23 protein-coding genes are annotated in these 22,112 nt (G+C 38.1%); 22 read left to right on the forward strand and 1 reads right to left on the reverse strand.

Translation table 11 applies throughout. The annotated features are described in order from the left end of the window. Positions 1 to 44 precede the first annotated feature (44 nt). From ACKTSC_RS05375 to ACKTSC_RS05430, 12 genes are all read left to right on the forward strand, one after another. Complete coding sequence (locus ACKTSC_RS05375) at positions 45 to 833, forward strand: ABC transporter ATP-binding protein (RefSeq protein ID WP_407857046.1); 789 nt, start codon at positions 45 to 47, stop codon at positions 831 to 833. A 3-nt stretch (positions 834 to 836) separates the two neighbouring features. Further along, positions 837 to 1,820 (forward strand): FecCD family ABC transporter permease, encoded by a 984-nt coding sequence (locus tag ACKTSC_RS05380; protein ID WP_332653408.1) that lies wholly within the window; start codon positions 837 to 839, stop codon positions 1,818 to 1,820. Next, on the forward strand, positions 1,817 to 2,797 hold the full coding sequence (locus ACKTSC_RS05385; RefSeq protein ID WP_407857047.1) for a FecCD family ABC transporter permease: 981 nt from the start codon (positions 1,817 to 1,819) through the stop codon (positions 2,795 to 2,797). Before ACKTSC_RS05380 ends, ACKTSC_RS05385 begins: the two co-directional genes overlap by 4 nt. Before the next feature lie 16 nt (positions 2,798 to 2,813). Then, positions 2,814 to 3,800 carry a GDSL-type esterase/lipase family protein gene (locus ACKTSC_RS05390; protein WP_407857048.1) on the forward strand — a complete coding sequence of 329 codons (987 nt, stop codon included), beginning with the start codon at positions 2,814 to 2,816 and terminating at the stop codon, positions 3,798 to 3,800. A gap of 64 nt (positions 3,801 to 3,864) precedes the next feature. Next, complete coding sequence (locus tag ACKTSC_RS05395; RefSeq protein ID WP_407857049.1) at positions 3,865 to 4,404, forward strand: 5-formyltetrahydrofolate cyclo-ligase; 540 nt, start codon at positions 3,865 to 3,867, stop codon at positions 4,402 to 4,404. A gap of 17 nt (positions 4,405 to 4,421) precedes the next feature. After that, positions 4,422 to 5,090, forward strand: coding sequence for a rhomboid family intramembrane serine protease (locus tag ACKTSC_RS05400; protein WP_407857050.1), 669 nt, complete (start codon positions 4,422 to 4,424; stop codon positions 5,088 to 5,090). A gap of 45 nt (positions 5,091 to 5,135) precedes the next feature. Next, a complete protein-coding gene (locus ACKTSC_RS05405) occupies positions 5,136 to 5,669 on the forward strand; it encodes a DUF1697 domain-containing protein (protein WP_407855964.1) in 534 nt (177 codons plus the stop codon). 120 nt (positions 5,670 to 5,789) lie between these two features. Next, on the forward strand, positions 5,790 to 5,996 hold the full coding sequence (locus tag ACKTSC_RS05410; RefSeq protein WP_332580345.1) for a YqgQ family protein: 207 nt from the start codon (positions 5,790 to 5,792) through the stop codon (positions 5,994 to 5,996). A 1-nt stretch (position 5,997) separates the two neighbouring features. Beyond that, on the forward strand, positions 5,998 to 6,954 hold the full coding sequence (locus ACKTSC_RS05415) for an ROK family glucokinase (RefSeq protein ID WP_407857051.1): 957 nt from the start codon (positions 5,998 to 6,000) through the stop codon (positions 6,952 to 6,954). Positions 6,955 to 6,981: 27 nt separating this feature from the next. Further along, complete coding sequence (locus ACKTSC_RS05420) at positions 6,982 to 7,383, forward strand: rhodanese-like domain-containing protein (RefSeq protein WP_332580343.1); 402 nt, start codon at positions 6,982 to 6,984, stop codon at positions 7,381 to 7,383. Between the two features lie 140 nt (positions 7,384 to 7,523). Beyond that, positions 7,524 to 8,339: a sugar-phosphatase gene (gene yidA, locus ACKTSC_RS05425; protein WP_407857052.1), complete on the forward strand. Its 816-nt coding sequence runs from the start codon at positions 7,524 to 7,526 to the stop codon at positions 8,337 to 8,339. A 100-nt stretch (positions 8,340 to 8,439) separates the two neighbouring features. After that, on the forward strand, positions 8,440 to 10,212 hold the full coding sequence (locus ACKTSC_RS05430; RefSeq protein WP_407857053.1) for an FAD/NAD(P)-binding protein: 1,773 nt from the start codon (positions 8,440 to 8,442) through the stop codon (positions 10,210 to 10,212). A 27-nt stretch (positions 10,213 to 10,239) separates the two neighbouring features. On the opposite strand, the gene ACKTSC_RS05435 is transcribed toward ACKTSC_RS05430, so the two are convergent. After that, a complete protein-coding gene (locus ACKTSC_RS05435) occupies positions 10,240 to 10,407 on the reverse strand; it encodes a DUF3042 family protein (RefSeq protein ID WP_071858302.1) in 168 nt (55 codons plus the stop codon). A gap of 140 nt (positions 10,408 to 10,547) precedes the next feature. Between ACKTSC_RS05435 and galE the strand changes: the two genes are divergently transcribed. From galE to argS, 10 genes are all read left to right on the forward strand, one after another. Beyond that, the gene (galE, locus tag ACKTSC_RS05440; protein WP_407855966.1) at positions 10,548 to 11,537 is read left to right on the forward strand and encodes a UDP-glucose 4-epimerase GalE; all 990 of its coding nucleotides are present in this window, start codon (positions 10,548 to 10,550) and stop codon (positions 11,535 to 11,537) included. Between the two features lie 76 nt (positions 11,538 to 11,613). Then, positions 11,614 to 13,095 carry a UDP-glucose--hexose-1-phosphate uridylyltransferase gene (gene galT / locus ACKTSC_RS05445; RefSeq protein ID WP_407857054.1) on the forward strand — a complete coding sequence of 494 codons (1,482 nt, stop codon included), beginning with the start codon at positions 11,614 to 11,616 and terminating at the stop codon, positions 13,093 to 13,095. A 12-nt stretch (positions 13,096 to 13,107) separates the two neighbouring features. Then, positions 13,108 to 14,091, forward strand: coding sequence for a LacI family DNA-binding transcriptional regulator (locus ACKTSC_RS05450; RefSeq protein WP_407857055.1), 984 nt, complete (start codon positions 13,108 to 13,110; stop codon positions 14,089 to 14,091). Positions 14,092 to 14,217: 126 nt separating this feature from the next. Next, positions 14,218 to 14,925 carry a tRNA (adenosine(37)-N6)-threonylcarbamoyltransferase complex dimerization subunit type 1 TsaB gene (gene tsaB / locus ACKTSC_RS05455; RefSeq protein WP_407857056.1) on the forward strand — a complete coding sequence of 236 codons (708 nt, stop codon included), beginning with the start codon at positions 14,218 to 14,220 and terminating at the stop codon, positions 14,923 to 14,925. Further along, complete coding sequence (rimI, locus tag ACKTSC_RS05460) at positions 14,909 to 15,457, forward strand: ribosomal protein S18-alanine N-acetyltransferase (protein ID WP_332580336.1); 549 nt, start codon at positions 14,909 to 14,911, stop codon at positions 15,455 to 15,457. The genes tsaB and rimI (ACKTSC_RS05460) overlap by 17 nt, the downstream gene beginning before the upstream one ends. Before the next feature lie 2 nt (positions 15,458 to 15,459). Further along, positions 15,460 to 15,885: a ribosomal protein S18-alanine N-acetyltransferase gene (rimI, locus tag ACKTSC_RS05465; protein ID WP_407857057.1), complete on the forward strand. Its 426-nt coding sequence runs from the start codon at positions 15,460 to 15,462 to the stop codon at positions 15,883 to 15,885. Further along, the gene (tsaD, locus tag ACKTSC_RS05470; RefSeq protein ID WP_407857058.1) at positions 15,878 to 16,900 is read left to right on the forward strand and encodes a tRNA (adenosine(37)-N6)-threonylcarbamoyltransferase complex transferase subunit TsaD; all 1,023 of its coding nucleotides are present in this window, start codon (positions 15,878 to 15,880) and stop codon (positions 16,898 to 16,900) included. Before rimI (ACKTSC_RS05465) ends, tsaD begins: the two co-directional genes overlap by 8 nt. A 521-nt stretch (positions 16,901 to 17,421) precedes the next feature. Continuing rightward, positions 17,422 to 18,768: a cation:dicarboxylate symporter family transporter gene (locus tag ACKTSC_RS05475; RefSeq protein WP_407857059.1), complete on the forward strand. Its 1,347-nt coding sequence runs from the start codon at positions 17,422 to 17,424 to the stop codon at positions 18,766 to 18,768. 136 nt (positions 18,769 to 18,904) lie between these two features. Further along, the gene (gene argF, locus ACKTSC_RS05480; protein ID WP_407857060.1) at positions 18,905 to 19,918 is read left to right on the forward strand and encodes an ornithine carbamoyltransferase; all 1,014 of its coding nucleotides are present in this window, start codon (positions 18,905 to 18,907) and stop codon (positions 19,916 to 19,918) included. Between the two features lie 347 nt (positions 19,919 to 20,265). Further along, the gene (gene argS / locus ACKTSC_RS05485) at positions 20,266 to 21,957 is read left to right on the forward strand and encodes an arginine--tRNA ligase (protein WP_332580331.1); all 1,692 of its coding nucleotides are present in this window, start codon (positions 20,266 to 20,268) and stop codon (positions 21,955 to 21,957) included. Positions 21,958 to 22,112: the final 155 nt, after the last annotated feature.

Raw genomic sequence — 22,112 nt, forward strand, 5'->3', positions numbered from 1 at the left:
AAGGTGATAATTGAGAACGATTATCAAAGAAATGAGGAAGATCGATGACAAAATTGAAAACAAGTGATCTTTCAATTGGGTACGACAAAAAGATTATTGTGAATGATATTACAGTGGAGATCCCTGATGGGAAAATTACTAGTTTGATTGGACCAAATGGAAGTGGGAAATCCACTTTTTTGAAAGCTTTAGCACGTATTTTAGAACCGGCTCAAGGTGATGTTTACATAGATGGCGAGAACGTTCAGTGTTTAGATACAAAAACTGTCGCTCAAAAGATTGCATCCTTGTCTCAGACAACTACACAAGTGAATGGATTAACAGTTGAAGAAATCGTAGCCTATGGACGCTTTCCTTATCAAAAGGGTTTTGCAGGTTTGAAAGAAGAAGATCATCAGCTGATCCAGTGGGCCTTAGAGGCAACAAATCTGACAAAATTAAAACAACGGACTTTACTGACACTTTCTGGTGGGCAACAACAGAGAGTTTGGATTGCGATGGCTTTGGCGCAGGATACCGATATTTTGATTTTGGATGAGCCAATCACGTTTTTAGATCCAGCTCATCAATTAGAAATTTTAGAATTGTTACAAGAAATCAATCATCAAGGAAAAACGATTTTGATGACAATCCATGACCTGAACCATGCTTCGCGTTTTTCTGATTATCTTTTAGGAATGAAGAAAGGCGAATTGATTTTTCAAGGGACTCCGAAAGAAATTTTTACCGCTGATAAATTGCTGAATCTTTTTGATATCCAAGCAACCTTTGCTACTTTGCCAAACAGTGATAAACCAATTGTACTGACATACGATTTGGTAAAGGAGAGCTGACGAATGACGAAAAAAAATTTATTTTTTCCGCTTGTGATTATAGGATTAGTCGTTGTGATGCTTCTTTCGTTACGCTATGGAGCAGTAACCAGTAAATGGTCAGATGTGAGCCATGCTTTACTACATTTTGATGCTAGCAATCAAGGGGAACAATTAGTTCGTTACTTGAGATTGCCCAGAATGATTGGAGCAGTGCTAGTTGGTGCTGGTTTTGCGGTATCAGGAGCTTTGATGCAAGGCATTACATCTAATCCAATCGCTGATTCAGGATTATTAGGAATCAATTCAGGTGCTAGCTTAGGTTTAGCATTGATTTTTGCACTTACAGCCAATCCGGCACCAATTGTTGGCTTAGCAGGATCATTTTTAGGCGCTTTAGTTGCGATCTTATTGATTTATTTAGTATCAACACGGGTCTCTTTTGGTTTGTCACCTGTTCGGATCGTGTTGTTGGGGGCTGCGCTAAGTGCCTTTTTCTCAGCTATTAGTCAAAGTATTAATTTGATGTTTGATTTGAATCAATCGTTAACTTTTTGGTTTGTTGGGGGGACAAGTAACATCACTTGGGAACAGATAAAGATTATCTCTCCACTAGTTCTTGTCGGTCTGATCGGATCATGCATGATAAGTTCTCAAGTCACTCTATTAAGTCTAGGAGACGAGACGGCTCTCAATCTAGGACGAAACCCAAATCGAATTCGACGGCTCAGTATGTTTTGTGTCTTGTTACTGGCAGGTAGTGCGGTGTCTTTAGTCGGAACAATCAGTTTTATAGGCTTGATCGTTCCTCATATCGTGCGCTATTTTGTTGGTCATGATTACCGTTACGTTGTGCCAGCTTCCGCAGTATTTGGTGCTCTCTTTTTTGTGATAGCAGATGTTGTATCTCGTCTAATAGCACCACCGCTTGAAACTCCGACTGGGGTAATCATCACGATCATCGGTGTACCATTTTTACTTTTACAAATAAGGAAGGGAAGCTTATGAGAAAAAAAATCGGATGGCTTTGCTTGCTGTTGTTGATGATCATCGGGATTTTTTTAAGTTTGACTGTTGGGACAAACAAATTGTCTTTCTATGATCTAATGCAGGTCTTTCAAGGGACCGGAAGTAGAAGTCAGCAATTAATTGTTTTTGATTTTCGTTTTCCGCGGCTATTAGTTTCAATTCTTGCCGGTATGGGATTGGCTGTTTCAGGTTATATTTTTCAAACGATCACCCATAATGATTTAGCGGATCCAGGAATTCTAGGGATCAATGCCGGAGCAGGACTGACTGTTTTGATTTACTTGGGATTTTACGCAAGTGGAGAGAGCAGTTGGCTTTTACCTTTCATTGCTTGTGTAGGAAGTTGTTTAGCTACAATATTAGTCTATTTTTTTGGTCGACAATCTGAGCGGATCACGCCCAATCGTTTATTATTATCTGGTGTCGCAGTCAATGCAGGCATCTCTGCTTTGACTTTATTAGGAACGATTCGTGTTTCGAAAGACAATTATCAATTTGTTACTTCATGGTTATCAGGAACCATTTGGGGAACAACTTGGCAGCATGTTTTTCTATTGCTACCATGGATCGTTTGTTTGATACCCTTAGTGATGTCTAGAGGACGCTATCTTGAAGTGTTAGAATTGGGCGATGATGTAGCCGTCGGGTTAGGCGTAAAACTAAAAAAAACGCAATTATTCTTTTTAGTATGTGCTGTCTGTTTAGCAGCCGTAAGTGTTTCGATTGCCGGTAGTATCAGTTTTATCGGCTTGATCGCTCCCCATATCGCACGTCAGATTACACGTAGAAAAAATAATCAAACATTATTGATGACTGCTTTGATCGGTGGTGTTTTATTATTATTCAGTGATGTATTCGCACGAGTAATTTTACCTAGCGGCGAAATGGCTGCTGGGATCATCGTCTCATTGATTGGGGCTCCTTATTTTATTTTACAATTACTTAAACGTGTATAGATTGGAGTAATGGCAGATGGTCTGGACAACGATTTGGAGTCACGCGCAACGTGGGATTGCGAATTATAGTGAAGGTAATGGAACAGTTGATTTGTCTTTTAAGCAAATTTTACCGGTTGAACAGATCCGATTAGTTTTTGCGAATGAATACGGCCATCAGCGACAATCGATCGAAGCTCTGACGGTTCAATCAAATGAATTGATTGAGCAAATTGGTGCGTTCTCTGTTGATCCAGGTAAATACCACTATACGCCCGCTATTTTAATTGATTCTGAAGCTGCTAAATGGAAAATTAAATTTGAAGCGAAACCGATGGAAAGTGGTTATGCTTTTAATGATGCTGACTTTTTACCGATAAAAGGACATACTGATTTTTGTACAGGATTATTAGCGATCGAAGCCGATATCGAAGGAGAGTGTCTGATTGCTTTAGGTGATTCTTTGACCGAGGGGGCTACTTGGACAGCTCCGCTGCAACGAAAACTAAGATCGAATAATTTATTTTTGGTCAATCAGGGAATCAATGGCAGCTTCTTATTGAAAGATAGTAGTGACGATCAGTCAACGGATAAGAATCAGTTTTTTTATGGTCATGATAGTTTTACACGTTTAAAAAGATGTTTAGAGAGTCATCATAATGTAAAAAAAGTGATCATCTTTTTTGGGGCAAATGATTTGATCCATGGAGAACTGGATTTAAAACATTTTCAACTAGCGGTCCAACGATTGATTGATTATTGTGTAGAACGCGGTGTGGATTACCAACTTTGTACGTTAACGCCATGTTTAGGTTATCCAGGAATGGATACGACCAAAGAAACGGTCCGTCAAACAATCAATCAATGGCTACGTGAAAATAATGAGCAAAAGCTCTGGGATTTTGCAGCTATTGTTGAAGAGAATGGTCGATTGATTTCTAATTATGACAGTGGCGATCATTTACACTTTAATGCGATTGGTGGTTTGATGATTGCACGTCAAATTGTTAGTGATTTTTTTTAAGGGGAGTGATCCCCTTTTTATTTTGGTCAGACTTTGCTATTCTTTTTATTAAGAAGGTGATAGGGTGGAAAAAGATAGATTACGCCAACAAGCGATCAAGCGATTGGTTGAATTGTCAAAAAGTGAATTGCGACAAGACCAAGTCACTCAAATCTATAATCAGTTTTTTGAGAGCGCGATTTGGAAAGAGGCCAAAACAATTGGTGTTACAAAAGCAACAGCGATTGAATTTCCGACAGAAAGATTAATCCAAAAGGCGTTTGAGTCAGGGAAAAACATTGCTGTTCCAAAATCTTTGCCTAAAGGAAAAATGGTTTTTCATTGGGTTGATCCAGAAACGAGTTACCAGATGACGAAATTTGGTGTCGAAGAACCTGAGGTTGAAGCTGTTGCAACGCCTGAAGAAATTGATTTGCTGATTGTTCCTGGTCTATGTTTTACGCATCAAAAATACCGGATCGGTTTTGGCGGCGGATATTACGATCGCTACTTAGCAAATTATCAAGGCGATACGGTCAGTTTTGTTTTTAAAGAACAAATTTTTGAAAATTGGCAGCCAGAAACGTTTGACTTACCGATTGATCGTTTGATTATGGCGAAGTAAATTGAAAGAGGGAAAGCATGAGAAGAGATAAACCGTATGTTATGTATACGATTTTTGTAATCAATACAGTTGTTTTTTTACTGCAATATTTATTACCTAGTCTAGGAATCGAGAGCCAGTTAGGAATGTTTGCTCCATCGATCGTTTTTCAACATCAGTATTGGCGCTTCATTACACCAATGGTCATCCATTTTGGTTTGATGCATTTTGCTTTGAATAGTGTAGTCCTTTACTATATGGGCCAACAATGTGAAGCGATTTTTGGTCACTGGCGTTTTGCGATCATTTATTTATTAAGTGGCGTGATGGGAAATTTTGCTAGTTTTGCGTTTAATCAGCCGACGACTTTGTCCGGCGGAGCTAGTACAGCCCTTTTTGGTTTGTTTGGCGCATTTTTGATCGTGGGGTTACATTATCGCGATAATCCTAATATCCAAGCGTTGACTCGCCAATTTGGATTGTTTATTTTAATGAACTTAGCATTTGGAGTGTTTGATTCTACGATCGATATCTGGGGTCACTTAGGCGGTATTGCTGGGGGAGTCTTCTCTGGTTGGGGACTAGCCGTACCTTTTGCTAAAGATCGCTTTACTACGCGAGAACGAGTGACTGCTGTTTTATTATTTATTTTTGTTACAGTGATTTGTCTTTTATTCGGTATTCGAAAATTTGGCCTATTGAATTAATACGAGCATTAAGCTCGTATTTTTTTATTGAAAGGAAAAAATAAAATGAATTATATAGCGTTGTTTAGAGGAATCAATGTCGGAGGAAAGAATCGTGTAAAAATGGCTGACTTAAAAGAAATTTTTAATGGATTAGGCTGTCAGGATGTCGTTAGTTATATCCAAAGCGGGAACCTGATTTTTTCAACTGATGAAGCGATCGAAGTGCTCGCTGCTAAAGTGGCCGTATGCTTCATGCAACGATTTGGCTTTGAAACTACAGTTGTTTATCTAACAAAGGAAAAATTCTTGCAAGTTATTGAAGATTTGCCATTTTCAGCGACTGAAATTTTACATACAGAAGAAAAAAATCCCAAAGTAGCACATTTATATGTTGGTTTTTCTGCCGAGCAAATCACCTCAGCGTCTCTTTTGATGGAAAGTGAACGCGCTGTTGTTGCTGGAAAACAAGTCTATTTTTTGATGGATGATAGTCTACATTTTTCAAAAATTGTGCCAAAAATAGCAAAAGATTCTAAAAGTATGACGTTGCGAAATTGGAAAACAGTCTTGAAATTAGCCGACTTATTAGAAAAATAATATTTTTCGATTTGCGACTGATGAGACAATACTATAAAATACAATGTGAAGAAAATTTTTTTGAGAATTTAGGCTATAAAAATAGCAAATTTTTCTGTATAATACTGGGGATGTGTTTTGATGGAAAGTTTATATGATGTACAACAGTTATTGAAACAATTCGGCATTTATGTTTATGTCGGAAAAAGGATCTATGATATTGAGTTGATGCAAATCGAACTGAAGAATTTATACGAAGGTCGATTGATAGATCGTGATACTTATTTACAAGGCTGGGGCATCCTAAAACGGGAACATCACATTGAAGAAAGTCGAGAAGGTGACTAGTATGGATAAAAAATTATTAGGAATTGATTTAGGCGGGACAACGGTTAAGTTTGCAATTTTGACTGAAGACGGAGAAATCCAACAAAAGTGGAGTATTGAGACCAATATTCTAGATGATGGCTCACATATTGTACCAGACATCATTGATTCAATTAATCATCATTTATCTTTATATGGAATGACTTCAGATCAATTTATCGGGATCGGTATGGGAACTCCTGGTAGTGTAGATATTGAAGCCGGAACAGTTATCGGAGCATACAACTTAAACTGGACAACATTACAACAAGTTAAGAAAGAAATCGAAAAAGGAACTAACATCAAATTCACGATTGATAACGATGCCAATGTTGCTGCCTTAGGCGAACGTTGGAAGGGTGCTGGCGATAACGAACCCGATGTAATCTTTGTGACATTAGGAACTGGTGTTGGCGGTGGAATCATCATGAACGGTGAATTGCTTCATGGATTAGCCGGCTGTGCTGGTGAAATCGGACACGTAACAGTCGATCCTCATGGATTTGAATGTACATGCGGCAAACGTGGTTGTTTAGAAACAGTCGCTAGTGCAACAGGTGTTGTACGTGTGGCTCGTCAATTAGCCGAAGAATATGCTGGCGGTTCTAAATTAAAAGCTCGTTTGGATAATGGCGAAGACATCACAAGTAAAGACGTGTTTGAATTAGCGGAAGAAGAACAAGATGATTTAGCATTGATGGTCATCGACAAAGTGACTTTCTATCTTGGTTTAGCTTGCGGAAACTTAGGAAATACCTTGAATCCTTCATCAATCGTTATTGGCGGCGGTGTTTCTGCAGCCGGTGAATTTTTACGTAGCCGAGTAGAAAAATACTTCAAAGAATTTACTTTCCCACAAGTTCGTGAAAGTACAAAAATCAAATTAGCAGAATTAGGAAATGAAGCGGGCGTGATCGGCGCTGCATCATTAGCTAAATAGAAAAAGCAGCAGGGAAGGAATCGTTCTATGTCAATTTGGTGGAAAATCAATATTGTATTAATTACAATAATCGTTTTATATGGGTTGTATGAATTATTTGTTCGCATCATGGTCAAACGTTCTGCAAAAGTAATCACGCAAGAAGAATTTCAAGCGGGGATGCGTAGAGCACAAGTTATTGATGTCCGTGAACGTGATGAATTCAATGCAAAACATATTTTGGGTGCACGTAGTTTCCCTTACACAATGTTAAAAGAAACGATGAGTTCTTTACGCAAGGATCAACCAGTCTATATCTATGATCAAAATAAATCAATCAGCGCACGCGCTGCCAATTTATTGCGTAAAAATGGTTTTACCAACTTGTTCATTCTAAAAGGTGGTATTCAAGACTGGACAGGCAAAGTGAAACAAAAAAAGATCGATTAAGTTGAAACAGTTAGACGTTCGTCTAACTGTTTTTCTATGTAAAATAGTATTGTGAAAGATAAAATGTATTTTTTCATTCGATTGACTGCAAATTAAAATACATTTATTATATTAGATGAAAACTTTTTCAGGAGGATATTATGACTATAAAACTTGTTGCTATCGATTTAGATGGAACCTTATTGAATGAGAACCATGAAATTACCCAACCAGTGATCGATACGATCAAAGCGGCCCGAAAGAATGGCGTTTATGTGGTTCTTTGTACTGGCCGTCCACTTACTGGAGCACGTGCACAGTTAGACTTATTAGAATTAAATCAAGTTGATGACTACATTATTACTTATAATGGCGGTTTAGTTTTGAATACGAATACCTGGGAAGTCATCGCGGAGCATAGTTTGACACGGGAAAATTATTTAGAGATCGATCATTTAGCACGCACATTAGATATTCATTTGCATAGTGCCGATAAGAAAGCGATGTATACATCTAATCGTGACATTAGTTCGTATACTGTTTTAGAAGCACATTTGGTAAATATGCCGTTACATTTCCGTACTCCGGAGGAAATTGCTCATGATGTGACGCCTGTTAAAATGATGATGATCGATGAACCAGAAATATTAAAAGCAGCCTTTGAAAAAATTCCTGCTGAATACTTTGAGAAATACACGATTGTACGTAGTTCACCATTTTTTGTTGAGTGGTTGAATCCAAAAGCTAGTAAAGGTATGGCCTTGAAAGAATTAAGTGAGCACTTAGGAATCAAACAATCCGAAGTGATGGCAATCGGCGATGCCGAAAATGATCTTTCAATGATTGAGTTTTCTGGTACAGGAATCGCAATGGGAAATGCTACTGAAAATATTAAAGCTGCTGCTGATTATACGGTAGCAACAAATGCAGAAGATGGTGTGAAAGAAGCATTTGATCGTTTTGTATTAAAAAAATAAGAACTTGAGGCCGTTGTAAATGTTCAACGGCTTTTTTAATTGCCAAATTGCTAATTCTTCTCTAAGCTGAAACTATCAACTAAGTGGAGAAGGAGTCCTTATGAAAAAAATTGCGATTATCGGAGCAGGACCATATGGTCTGATTGCACTAGAACAATTAGTTAAACAAGTACCCACAACTACTGAAATCAAATTAATAATTTTCGATCCTGATGGTCCTGGTGGGAAAGTTTGGCGAAAAAATCAAACGGACCAAGTTCTCATGAATACAGTTATGCAACATGTAACGCTTTTTTCGGAAGATGAAGGACCCAATTTTGCTGAATGGAACCAAAAGGAAGCCAAAGCCTATTTGAAAAAAGCTGATCTCAGTGCTGAATTTTTACCAGAGCTAGCATTAGGAGCCAATGATTATTGTCAACGCCGTTATTATAGTGTCTATCAAAGTTGGTTTTTTGAACAAATAAAAAAGACAGCTCCTAAAAATATCCAGATTGAATTGATCCAAGAAAAAGTTATTGGCTTAAAAGTACAAGCTGATCAAGTTATTGTACAGACAACTGATTCTTTCCAATTCGATGATGTAATCCTTGCCACTGGTCAATCGCAAGATGAATTACAAAAAGCGGAACAAGAAAATCAACAATTTGCAAATGCACACGGTCTATTTTATCAAGGTCCGGGAAATCCGGCGGATACAGATTTGACTCGTTTGAATCCAGAAGGCGCTATTTTGATCAGAGGATTAGGCTTAAGTTTCTTTGATTACCTGGCTTTATTAGTAGATCATTGGAATGGATCATTTATCGAAAGAAATGGCCACTTAATTTATCAAAAAACAGGTAAAGAGCAGCCAGTCATTGTAGGCTCAGGCAGAGGGATTCCTTACCACGCACGACCGAATAATCAAAAACGGCCTGGAGAAGAAGCCAAACCGCAGATACTGACACCAGAATTTATGGAGGGGTTTGAAGGAAATGTTCAATCTTTTCTTAAATTAATCCGAAAAGAAGCTGAACTAGTATATTATCAAAAGAAGTTAAAATCTGTCGAAAAACTAGACTTAGCGGCGTTTTTAACTGATTACCGATTGGGTGAGTCTGAAGACGTATTAGAAGAATATAAAATACCAAAAGCTCAGCGATTGGATTGGCAAGTGTTGTTAGATCCAGCTAAAGATGTCGAGCCAGAAGATTTTCAAACATTCATCCAAACGTATCTAAGCAAAGATATTGAAGCAGCAGAGCAAGGGAACCAAACAGGTGCTATCGGATCCGCAATTGATACATATAAAGAATTGCAAGATCCTTGGCATTGGATGCTTGACCAGCAAAAATTCACACCTAAAGATCTGTTTGAAGAATTTTTTGGAACCTTTGATCGTGAGTATAGCTTTTTGACGATTGGAGCGCCGGTGCTTCGTCAAAAACAATTGTTAGCCTTGGCAGAAGCAGGGATTATTACATTCTTGGCGCCTCAAATGACAGTGGAAAAAACAGACCAACAGTTCATCGCTTATAGTAAACAAAAACCAGCTGAATCTTATCAAGCAACCAATTTGATTGAAGCCCGTTTACCAGCAACAAGTCTTGAGCGAACGGAAAATCCGCTCCTTATTCAAATGCGTGAAGCGGGACTTCTTGCCCCGCATAACCTTTTCTTTGAAGGAGAAAATCATTTTACCGGTGCGCTGAAGGTGAAACGTGAAACCCATCAAGTGATCGACCAAGAAAACCAGGTTTTACAGCATATTTATAGTTACGGTATTCCTTTAGAAGGGCTCGATTGGCTGACGGCAGCTTCACCACGGCCTAAAAGCTCAGACCGAATTTTTTATTTAGCGAAGAAGATCGCACAATCAATTTTGACATAAAAAAGAACGCCAAGCTGGCGTTCTTTTTTATCGTGCAATTCTTTTTCTTTGAGCTTTTTTACGATTTTCATCGACTTTTGATTCTTTTTCTTCGATTGGGTCAATGACTTTCTTTTTCACGCTCATTACGACACCTGTAACTACCGCTGCGGCAGCTAAAGTACCAGTAACAAAACCAGAAGCAAATCTACGCATTTACACCACTCCTTTATCTGATACATTCATTATGAAGCAAAAGCTAAAAAATGGAAAGCTTAAGGTATGAAACGGCTTGCGGAAATTTAGTAAACAAATTATAATTTGTTTACTAAATAAAATTGATTGGAGTTCATTATATGGCTATTTTGGTTTTAGGGGGAGCAGGGTACATCGGATCACATACAGTCGACAAATTAATTTCACAGGGGTATGAAGTTGTAGTTGTTGATAATTTATTGACAGGCCATCGTGCAGCAGTTCATTCAGCAGCGACTTTTTATGAAGGCGACTGCCGAGACAAAGCATTTATGCGTAAAGTTTTTGATCAAGAAACGATTGAAGGGGTCGTGCATTTTGCAGCTAGTTCTTTAGTTGGAGAATCTGTCGAGAAACCATTGAAATATTTCAATAATAATGTAGTTGGAATGGAAAGTTTATTAGAAGTAATGGAAGAATTTAACGTCAAAAATATCGTTTTTTCTTCAACCGCAGCAACATACGGGGAACCGGGAGTATCGCCGATCACTGAAGAAGTTCCAACCAATCCAACCAATCCCTATGGTGAAAGTAAATTAATGATGGAGAAAATGATGAAGTGGTGTGACAATGCCTATGGTATGCGTTATGTGGCATTGCGCTATTTCAATGTTGCTGGAGCAAAAGCAGATGCAAGCATTGGTGAAGACCATGATCCAGAAACACATTTAGTCCCAATTATTTTACAGGTTGCATTAGGTCAACGGGATCATCTAACTATTTTTGGTGAAGATTATGATACGCCAGATGGTACATGTATTCGAGATTATGTTCAAGTTGAAGATTTAGCGGCTGCTCATATTTTAGCTTTAGAATATTTAAAAGCTGGAAATCCCAGCAACTTCTTTAATCTTGGATCAAATAATGGCTACTCAGTAAAAGAAATGTTGGAAGCTGCCCGTGAAGTGACAGGAAAAGAAATCGCAGCTGAAGTGGGACCACGCCGAGCAGGTGACCCTAGTCGCTTAGTCGCATCAAGTGAAAAAGTAAAAGACACATTAGGCTGGAATCCAGAATATACAGATATCAAAGCCATTATTCAAACTGCTTGGGATTGGCATGTCAGTCATCCTCATGGTTACGAAGATTAAGTGATTAGAAATAAGACAGCAACTGAATAATCAGCTCGGAAACTAAGTGCGTGGAAACAAATTAGGAGGAAGTACAGTGTCAATCAGTCAAACAGTTAGAGATTTTATTACCTTAGCGATCCAATCAGGTGGTTGGATGGAAATGGATCGAATCTATTTAGAAAATCGTGTGATCGCTTTGATCGGTGAGACGACATTAACCAAAACAGAAGTACGTCCAGTGACTGTTTCGGCAGTTGAATTGGTCGATAGTTTGCTTGATCAAGCGCTCAAAAACCAGCAAATTACTGATAATATGGCAGAAAGAGATATTTTAGCTGCACAATTAATGGACTTTATGACGCCGCCGCCCTCTGTGGTCAACGCCTATTTCGCCCAATATTATTCTAAAGATCCTATTCAAGCAACAGATTATTTTTATAAGATTAGTACTGACAATGATTATATAAAAACGCGCGACATCGCTCGTAATATTCATTTTCCAGCGAAAACCGCTTATGGTGAGCTGCAGATCACAATCAACCTTTCAAAACCAGAAAAGGATCCCAAAGACATTGCTGCAGCAAGCAAAGAATCAACTTCAGATTATCCGAATTGCTTATTATGTATGGAAAATGAAGGTTATAAAGGTCGAGTAAATTATCCGGCTCGGACCAATCATCGAATTATTCGAATGAATTTAAACGGGGAGAGCTGGGGCTTCCAGTATTCACCGTACGCTTATTATGATGAGCATTGCATTATTTTGTCGGAAGAACATCGTCCGATGCAGATCACGAAAGCGACTTTCCAGCGTTTATTGAAAATCACTGAAGTTTTACCGCATTATTTTGTGGGTTCTAATGCGGATTTACCGATCGTAGGGGGATCGATTCTTTCGCACGATCATTATCAAGGCGGCAGACATACTTTCCCTATGGCAGTGGCTGAGATTGAACGTGTGATCGAATTAAATGAGTATCCAACAGTTACTGCGGGTATCGTGAAGTGGCCTATGTCGGTTATTCGTTTACAAGGTAAAAATCAAAATGAAATGATTGAGGCAGCCAATCATATTTTTGAAAAATGGCAAAATTATTCTGATACGGCCTTGAATATCGTTGCTAAAACGGCTGATGGTGTTCAGCATCATACTCTTACACCAATTGCTCGTCGTAAAGAAGGGATCTTCGAATTAGATTTAGTTTTACGTGACAATAATGTTTCGGCTGAGTTTCCAGAAGGAATTTTCCATCCTCATCGTGATGTCCAACATATCAAAAAAGAAAATATCGGATTGATCGAGGTCATGGGACTAGCGATTTTACCGCCGCGTTTAGCTGCAGAACTGGAAGAAGTCGCCAACTATTTATTGGATGAAGAAAATACGATCGCGGACTACCATAAGTCATGGGCCGATCAGTTGAAAGAAACACATGAGATCACTCGTGAAAATGCCATGGCGATCATCCAACAATCTGTAGGAGATATTTTTACTAGAGTATTAGAAGATGCTGGCGTATACAAACGGGACGTTGAGGGGCAAGCTGGCTTTACTCGCTTCATCGAGACGTTTTAGGGAGGAGCTGCGATGGCTACTATTCGTGATATTGCAAAACAAGCCGGTGTTTCACCAGCAACAGTTTCCCGGGTATTGAATTATGATCAAGAATTATCCGTCGCTCAAGAAACAAGACAAAGAATTTTTGAAGTTGCAGAAGAATTAAATTATACAAAAAACCGTCGCAGAAACAAAACTGAAAAAATGAATATCCGCCTGGTTCAATGGTACGACCAGACAGAAGAACTAGCAGATCTTTATTACTTATCGATTCGATTAGGGATTGAAAAAAAGGCGGAAGAATTAAATCTTCAATTACAGCGGGAGACTTTTGATGAGTTATCGGATCACACCTTTAGTGGAACGATTGCGTTAGGAAAATTTGATGATAAGCAGCTTCAAAAATTACGAGAAACAAACGAACAGATATTAGTTGTTGATTTTGATGGAATGAAGCAAGGCTTAAATTCATTAGTCGTTGATTTCGATCAAAGCATGGATTTGGTCATCGATCATTTTATTCAAAAAGGTCATCAAGATATCGCGGTTCTTTCGGGAAAAGAAAAAACGAAACCTGCATTTTATCAGCTTGAAGATCCACGGTTGCATGCTTTGGAACAGAAATTAAAACAATTGGATTTATATCAAGCAAAATGGATGTTACAAGCTGATTTTTCTATGGAAGCTGGTAAAATAGCTGTTGCTGATTTTTTAGTAAAAACTGAAAAATTACCAACTGCTCTGTTTGCATCCAGCGATGCGCTGGCGATTGGGGCAATGCAGGCAATCCAAGCGGCCGGCTTACGTGTACCGGAAGATATATCTGTGATCGGTTTTAACGATATCAGTGTGGCAAAATATGTATCTCCCGCATTATCAACGATTAAAGTTGAGACCGAATGGATGGGAGAACTCGCCGTGACCACATTAATGGAACTGGTCAAAGAGGTGTCACCGGTGCCGCGGAAAATTACTTTAGGAACCACTTTAGTTCAACGTGAATCCACGAATTAAAATGAAAGATCTGTCTTGTAGGCAGATCTTTTTATTTTGAAACGATTAATCTTTAAACAGTTAGTAGGAAAGCTTTTCTAGTTTATGTTAAAATATGGCTATCTTAAATGCGAGGAAATGAACAATATGAAACTATTAGCAATGGATACATCCAATCAAACATTAGCCGTAGCGGTCTTAGAAGATGATCGAGTACTAGCACAATTTCAACTGAATCGAAAAATGAATCACAGTTTGACGTTGATGCCGGCAATTGAAATGGTCATGCAAACAAGCGGGTTAAAACCGGCCGATTTAGATCGGATCGTCGTTGCTGTGGGCCCCGGCTCTTACACGGGGATTCGGATTGCGGTAACAACTGCTAAAACGTTGGCAGAAACATTAAAAATCGAATTAACGACGGTCTCGAGTCTAGCCGTGATCGCTGCCAATGCGCAAACAAATAAATGGATCGTTCCTATCATGGATGCTCGCAGAAATAATGTTTATGCAGGTGTTTATCGCTGGGAAAATAATCAATTAGTCAATCTGATCCCAGACCAACACACATCTTTTGAAGCATTGATTGAAAAAATTACTGAATCTGCATTATTTATTGGTGAAACAACTAAATTTATCGAGCAGATTGAAGCAAAACTTCCTGCGGCCAAAATCGCTACGTCAGATATGTTGAATTTGCCGAATGGTTTGGTTTTAGGAAAATTGGGGTATCTAGCACAACCTATCGAGGATATCCATGGATTAGTACCAGCTTATTTAAAACGAGTAGAAGCGGAGGAAAAATGGTTGGAAACCCATCATCCAGAGGACGAAAATTATGTTGAAAAAATTTAGCGGGTTAGTCAAAACGATTTTATACGGAAAACAATATCCTTTTACAACAAAATTCGTCCGCTTAGGAGACGACAAATATTTATTGAGAAAAATCATGGATCGTGACATCAAAGAATTGATTGCTTTAGAGCGGGACGTTTATTTTGGCGAAACGCCTTGGACGAAGAGTGCCTTTTTATCGGAAATCCATTCGCCGATTCCCCATCTTTATTTATGTCTGCTGACAGAAGAAGAGCAGATTGCTGGTTTTATCGGTAGTCGGTTGATTGGTAACGATACCCATATTACGAATATTGCTGTAGCTAGTTCGTATCAAAATAAAGGAATCGGTCGTTTGTTGATTGACGAAGTAAAAAATTTCGCTATAATGAACGATTGTAAAACACTCTCGTTGGAAGTTAGAGTGAGTAATGCTGATGCACAACGTTTGTACCGCCGACTGGGTTTTGTAGCAAGTAATATTCGGAAAAATTATTATACTGAGAACAATGAAGATGCCTTAGATATGATCAAACAATTGGAAGTGGAATAGTTTTGGAAGAATTGGCTCAAACATTTTTTGAAATCAGTCAAACAGCTTATCAATTCGGCTCGCCTTGGACGGTCGAGCAATTTGCTAGCGATTTGATACAGCCACATAGTCATTATCTAACCGAAGGAATAGAAACTTGTGCGTTCTTAGGTTTTCAACAAGTATGTGATGAAATCGAAATCACAAATATTGCTTCGATAGATAAAGGTCAAGGATATGGCCGCAAGTTGATGAAGCAATTGTTGCAACGGGCAGAGTCGCAAGCGATCGCTAACATTTTTTTAGAAGTTCGTGCTTCGAATCAAGAGGCGCGTCTTTTTTATGAAACGTTTGGTTTCCAAGAAATTGGGATCAGAAAAAATTATTATCAACATCCGCAAGAACATGCGATTTTAATGAGCTTGAAAGTAGGAAATACAAATGAATGAAACAGAATTGATTTTAGCAATCGAAAGTAGCTGTGATGAAACAAGTGTTGCTGTGATCGAAAATGGCGAAAAAATTCTTTCGAATATCGTGGCATCACAGATAAATAGTCACAAACGTTTTGGAGGTGTCGTTCCTGAAGTTGCGAGTCGGCATCATGTCGAACAAATCACGATTTGTATCGAAGAAGCCTTGGCTGAAGCAAATATTCGCACCGAAGATTTAACGGCAGTGGCGGTAACCTATGGTCCTGGTTTAGTAGGCGCTTTGTTGATTGGGTTAAGTGCTGCTAAAGCATTTGCTTGGGCAAACGAGTTGCCGTTGTTGCCGATCAATCATATGGCGGGACATATTTATGCTGCTCGCTTGGTTCAACCGTTAGAATTCCCTTTGATGGCTTTATTAGTTAGTGGTGGTCATACTGAACTTGTTTATATGGCTGAAAATGGTTCGTTTGAAATCATTGGCGAAACACGTGACGATGCTGCCGGTGAAGCGTATGATAAAGTTGGGCGTGTACTAGGTTTGAATTATCCAAGCGGAAAAGAAATCGATGAGCTGGCTCAACACGGTCAAGATACATATAATTTTCCAAGAGCGATGATCAAAGAAGATAATTTTGACTTTAGCTTTAGCGGCTTAAAAAGTGCCTTTATCAACTTGACACATAATGCGGAGCAACGGGAAGAACAATTGGATCGAAATGATCTTGCTGCCAGCTTCCAAGCGAGCGTTGTGGAAGTTTTAGTAACTAAAACAATCAAAGCATGTAAAGCTTATCCGGTGAAACAGTTGATCGTAGCTGGAGGAGTGGCAGCGAATAGAGGATTAAGAGAAGCAATGACTGAAGCTATTGAAAAAGAATTGCCAGAAATGACCTTAATTGTTCCGCCATTACGGCTTTGCGGTGATAACGCAGCCATGATCGGTGCAGCAGCTCATGTAGAATTACAGAAAAAACATTTTGCCAATATGGCACTGAATGCTGATCCAAGTTTGGCTTTTCAACATATTTAAATAAACATAAAAAGAGCAGCTCGCTAGAGTTGCTCTTTTTATATTTATCTGAACATTATTATTTCACAAGCCAATCAAATAATGGAGTATTTCTAACAATGACTTGAAAACCCAATAGGACTCTTTTTTTAAAGATAAATCATGAAAAAATTTTCAATGATATTTAAAATGAAAAGATAAAACAGTGTTTTTTTAATTTTCCAACCTTGAAAATAAGTAAGAAAAATCCTAAACAGACCCTTTATTCTGGTTGTGAGAGCGCTATTTAATTTTTATACTTTAGTTGTAAGTGACCAGAAAATAATCGAAAGGGAGTTGAAGCTGTGAATAGATCTCGTCAATGATTTTGAGCAACAATCAAACTTAGAGTTTCTAAGGATAGTGATTCAGCTCATCAAGTCTTTCCAATCAGTCATGTGAAAATGGTCACTTAAAAAAGAGCAGGCGATTGCTGACCATTCCTTAGTACTCAAAAAAAAGATCGTGTATCTTTATCAAACAAATCGAAAGGTAGTGGTTAGGTGTTGTTAGCAGGAGCTTTTCTAATTATTATAGGATCTTTGTATGGATTGATCTATTTAAAAAAGAAAAAGTGGGCCTTTTCTAAACGGGTGGTATTAGCAATGGCTATTGGTATTATTTTAGGACTGATTTTTAATCAAGTATTATCTCAATCGGCTAGTGTAATCTTGGCAGATTGGATCGGAATTGTTGGTAGTGTGTATGTTAAATTATTACAAATGATCGCCGTTCCGCTGATTTTTGTTTGTGTGCTGTTAGCTTTTACTAAAATCGAGATCAAAACGAATGTCTTGAAGGTAGGGATGACGATCATCAGCACATTGATTGTCACTGCTGGAATTGCTGGAATGGTCGGAATCGTTACAGGTTATTTTTCAAAAATCGATGGGAATTCGTTCAACATCTCTCAGACCGCCTTGCATTCCGCTAATGAAATCCAACAAAATTATGTTGCAGGCGGTGAAAAAACCTTGACGATGCCACAAAAAATCATCGCGATTTTTCCATCAAATCCTTTTTTTGATTTGACAGGACAACGAGCGAGTGCAACATTAGGAGTAGTGATTTTTGCTTTCTTTTTAGGAGTAGCCTATTTAAAAATCAAAGATAGAAAAGTCAAGGAAGCAAAATTGTTTAAAGATAATTTAGACAGTGCATATGAAATTATCATGTCAGTTGTTCGTTTATTTATTTCTTATGCTCCTTATGCAGTTTTGACCATTATGATCGCTACGATCGTCAATAATGATGTAACAGCTGTATTGAAATTAGCGCAATTTTTTGCGGCAGCTTATATCGGAATGTTGATTATGTTTTTGATTCAGCTAGCGATTTTAGCATTATGTGGATTGCCGCCGGTACGCTATTTGCAAAAAGCTTTTCCAGTTTTATCCTTTTCGTTTATCACGGCCTCAAGTGCCGGATCAATGCCAATGAATATCGAAATGCAAGATGAATTAAATATTCCTCGTGGTGTCTCCGGATTAGCCGCTTCATTTGCGACCTCGATGGGAATGAATGGTTGTGCCGGTGTGTATCCTGGATTGATTATCTCAATCGTAGCCATGACACAAGGCATCAATCCGTTATCGCCGCAGTTTTTATTGTATGCCGGTTTTATTATTGCCATGACTTCTTTTGGTATCGCAGGAACCGGTGGCGGTGGGACCGTGGCGACGATCATTTCTTTGTCCGCTTTAGGATTGCCTGTCGGATTGGTTGGTGTTTTCATTGCAGTAGAGCCATTGATCGATATGGGAAGAACGGCTATCAATTTAAATGGCGGAGTCGTGGCTAGTGCAGTAACTTGCAAATTGAATCGAATCAAATTGTCACAAGCTAAATAAGAAACAGCGTCGAAGAAATTCGGCGCTTATTTTTTGCATTAAATTTCAAATCCACTCTTGATATTTCTTTTTTATTCGTATAATATGAATAAAAATACAATATTAAGTAACGTTTATTCAAGAATGGGGTATTGTTATGAAAAATATTTTTTATGGGAAAAGTTATTTGAAAGAAATCGATTTTACAAAAGATGAAATCCTTTATTTGATTGAATTCGCTGCACACTTAAAAGAATTAAAGCAAAAAAATATTCCGCATCAATATTTATTAGGAAAGAATATTGCTTTACTATTTGAAAAAACATCTACACGAACGCGTGCTGCGTTTACCGTAGCTGCAAATGACTTAGGTGCTAAAGCAGAATATCTAGGGAAAAACGATATCCAATTTGGGAAAAAAGAATCTGTAGAAGACACAGCGAAAGTTTTAGGTAGTATGTTTGACGGGATTGAATATCGAGGCTTTTCTCAGAACATCGTGGAAGAATTAGCAAAATATTCTGGCGTCCCTGTTTGGAATGGGCTCACTGATGAATGGCATCCTACACAAATGCTGGCGGATTTTTTAACGATCAAAGAACATTTCGGCACATTAGACGGATTGACCGTAGCTTATGTTGGAGACGGTCGTAATAATGTTGCTAATTCACTTTTAGTCACCAGTGCTATTTTGGGAGTAAATATCTCAATTGTAACACCCAAAAGTCTTTATCCCGATACTGAATGGATCTCACTAGCCAAAAAATATGATGCTGAAACTAATAGCACCGTCTTAGTTACCGATGATATTGATCAAGGTGTCAATCAAGCAGATATCATCTATACCGATGTTTGGGTATCGATGGGCGAGGAAGAACAGTTTAAAGAGCGAATCGATTTATTACTACCTTATCAAGTCAATCAACAGTTAATGGCTAAAACATATAATCCGGAAGCGATTTTTTTGCATTGTTTACCGGCTTTTCATGATCTAGAGACAGACGTGGCGAAAGAGATTCAAATGAATTATGGTTTGTTAGAAATGGAAGTTACAGATGAAGTCTTCCGCAGCAGCAAAGCTTTACAATTTCAACAAGCCGAAAATCGTCTGCATACGATCAAAGCAGTTATGGCGGTGACTCTCGGAAATTTATTTATTCCAAAAGTATAAAATTTCTTCACGTGACTAGTCAGACATGCATTTTTCTGTTAGTATGAATGCCAGATAAATCATTCATCGATGAAAAAGAGAAGTCTATGGTCTGTTTCAGAGCGAATTCGGGAAGGTGAGAGCCGAATAAACAAAAATAGAGGGCGCACTTTTGAGATGAACCGGCAGCTACCGTTATAGCCTAAGTAGGTCGATTTACGACAATAAGAGTGGTACCGCGGGAAATTCTCGTCTCTGATGCATCAGGATGCATCAGGGCTTTTTTTGTTTATTGCTCGTTTTACCGAAAAATCGTATGTGGAGCTAAGACAATTACGGATAGTTGTATTTCAAGGGAGGAAATTTGGATGAATAATAAAGAAATCGTTGCACAAGCTGTATATGAAGTAGTAGAAGATCAATTAACTTTAGAAGAAGTTGAACGTTTGCTTGAAAATCCTAAATCAGTCGATCATGGAGACGTAGCATTTCCAGCGTTTTCATTAGCAAAAGTTTTTCGTAAAGCACCACAACAAATTGCTGCTGAATTAGCAGAAAAAATCAATCCAGAAGCATTTGAAAAAATCGAAGTGGTTGGACCTTATTTAAACTTCTTCATGAAAAAAGAAGTTATTTCAAGTATGGTCTTAAAAGAAATCGCTAAAGAAGATCAAAATTTTGGAGATAGTAACATTGGTAATGAAGGCAATGTTACGATCGATATGTCATCACCGAACATTGCTAAACCAATTTCGATGGGTCATTTACGCTCAACTGTGATCGGTAACTCAATTAGCTTGATTTTAAGTAAAATTGGTTATAATCCAATCAAAATCAATCACTTAGGTGACTGGGGCACTCAATTCGGTAAATTGATCGTTGCCTATAAAAAATGGGGCTCTGAAGAAAAAGTCAAGGCGGAACCAATCAATGAGTTGTTACGGTTGTACGTAGAATTCCATGAAAGAGCGGAAGAAGAACCCGAATTGAACGATGAAGCTCGTGCATGGTTCAAAAAATTAGAAGACAATGATGAAGAAGCTTTGAGCTTATGGAAATGGTTCCGTAGTGAATCATTGAAAGAGTTCAATAAAATCTACGGTATGCTAGAAATTGATTTCGATTCATTCAACGGAGAAGCCTTCTATAATGACAAAATGGATGAAGTCGTAACGATGTTAGAAGAAAAACATCTATTGAAAACCAATGAAGGTGCGGAAATCGTTGACCTTGAAAAGTACGGTTTGAATCCTGCTTTGATCAAAAAATCTGATGGTGCAACACTTTATATTACTCGTGATTTAGCAGCTGCACTATATCGCAAACGTGAATACAATTTTGTAAAATCATTGTATGTCGTGGGAAATGAACAAAGTGGCCATTTCAAACAATTAAAAGCAGTCATTAAAGAATTAGGCTTTGATTGGTCTGACGAAATGGTTCATGTACCATTTGGCTTGATCACAAAAGACGGCAAAAAGTTATCTACACGTAAAGGAAAAATCGTTCTTTTAGAAGAAGTATTAAATGAAGCCAAAGATTCTGCTTTAGCACAAATCGAAGCGAAAAATCCTGATCTACCAAATAAAGAAGAAGTTGCTAATCAAGTTGGTGTGGGTGCCGTAGTATTCCATGACTTGAAAAACGATCGTCTAAATAATTTTGACTTTAGTTTAGAAGAAGTCGTTCGTTTTGAAGGTGAAACAGGTCCTTACGTTCAATATACGCATGCTCGTGCAATGACCGTGTTAGGAAAAGCAGATTTCACGATTGATCCAGAAGCAGTTTATGCTTTAAATGATGCAGATAGCTGGGAAATCATTAAATTATTACAAAGCTATCCAGAAGTTGTGATGCAGGCAGCAGATCAATATGAACCATCAGTGATTGCAAAACATTCAATTAAATTAGCTCAGGCTTTCAATAAGTACTATGCCCATACAAAAATTTTGGTTGACGATGATCAAAAAGATGCTCGTTTAGCATTGGTTCATGCTGTAACAGTGATCTTAAAAGAAGACTTACGTTTATTAGGGGTTCATGCTCCAAACAGAATGTAAAAACAACTGTACTAGACAACGCAAAAATGCTGCGTTGTCTTTTTTTTTTGTGAAAAAATACCCCTTATTTATAAACGTTAAGTAAAGTTTTTCACAATAAATTAGTGAGCAGATTGTTTAGTACGAGCAGTTAATGTTTGTTGAAATTATTTTTG

The sequence above is a fragment of the Enterococcus hailinensis genome (genome assembly GCF_045862035.1).
GTDB lineage: Bacteria > Bacillota > Bacilli > Lactobacillales > Enterococcaceae > Enterococcus_A > Enterococcus_A hailinensis.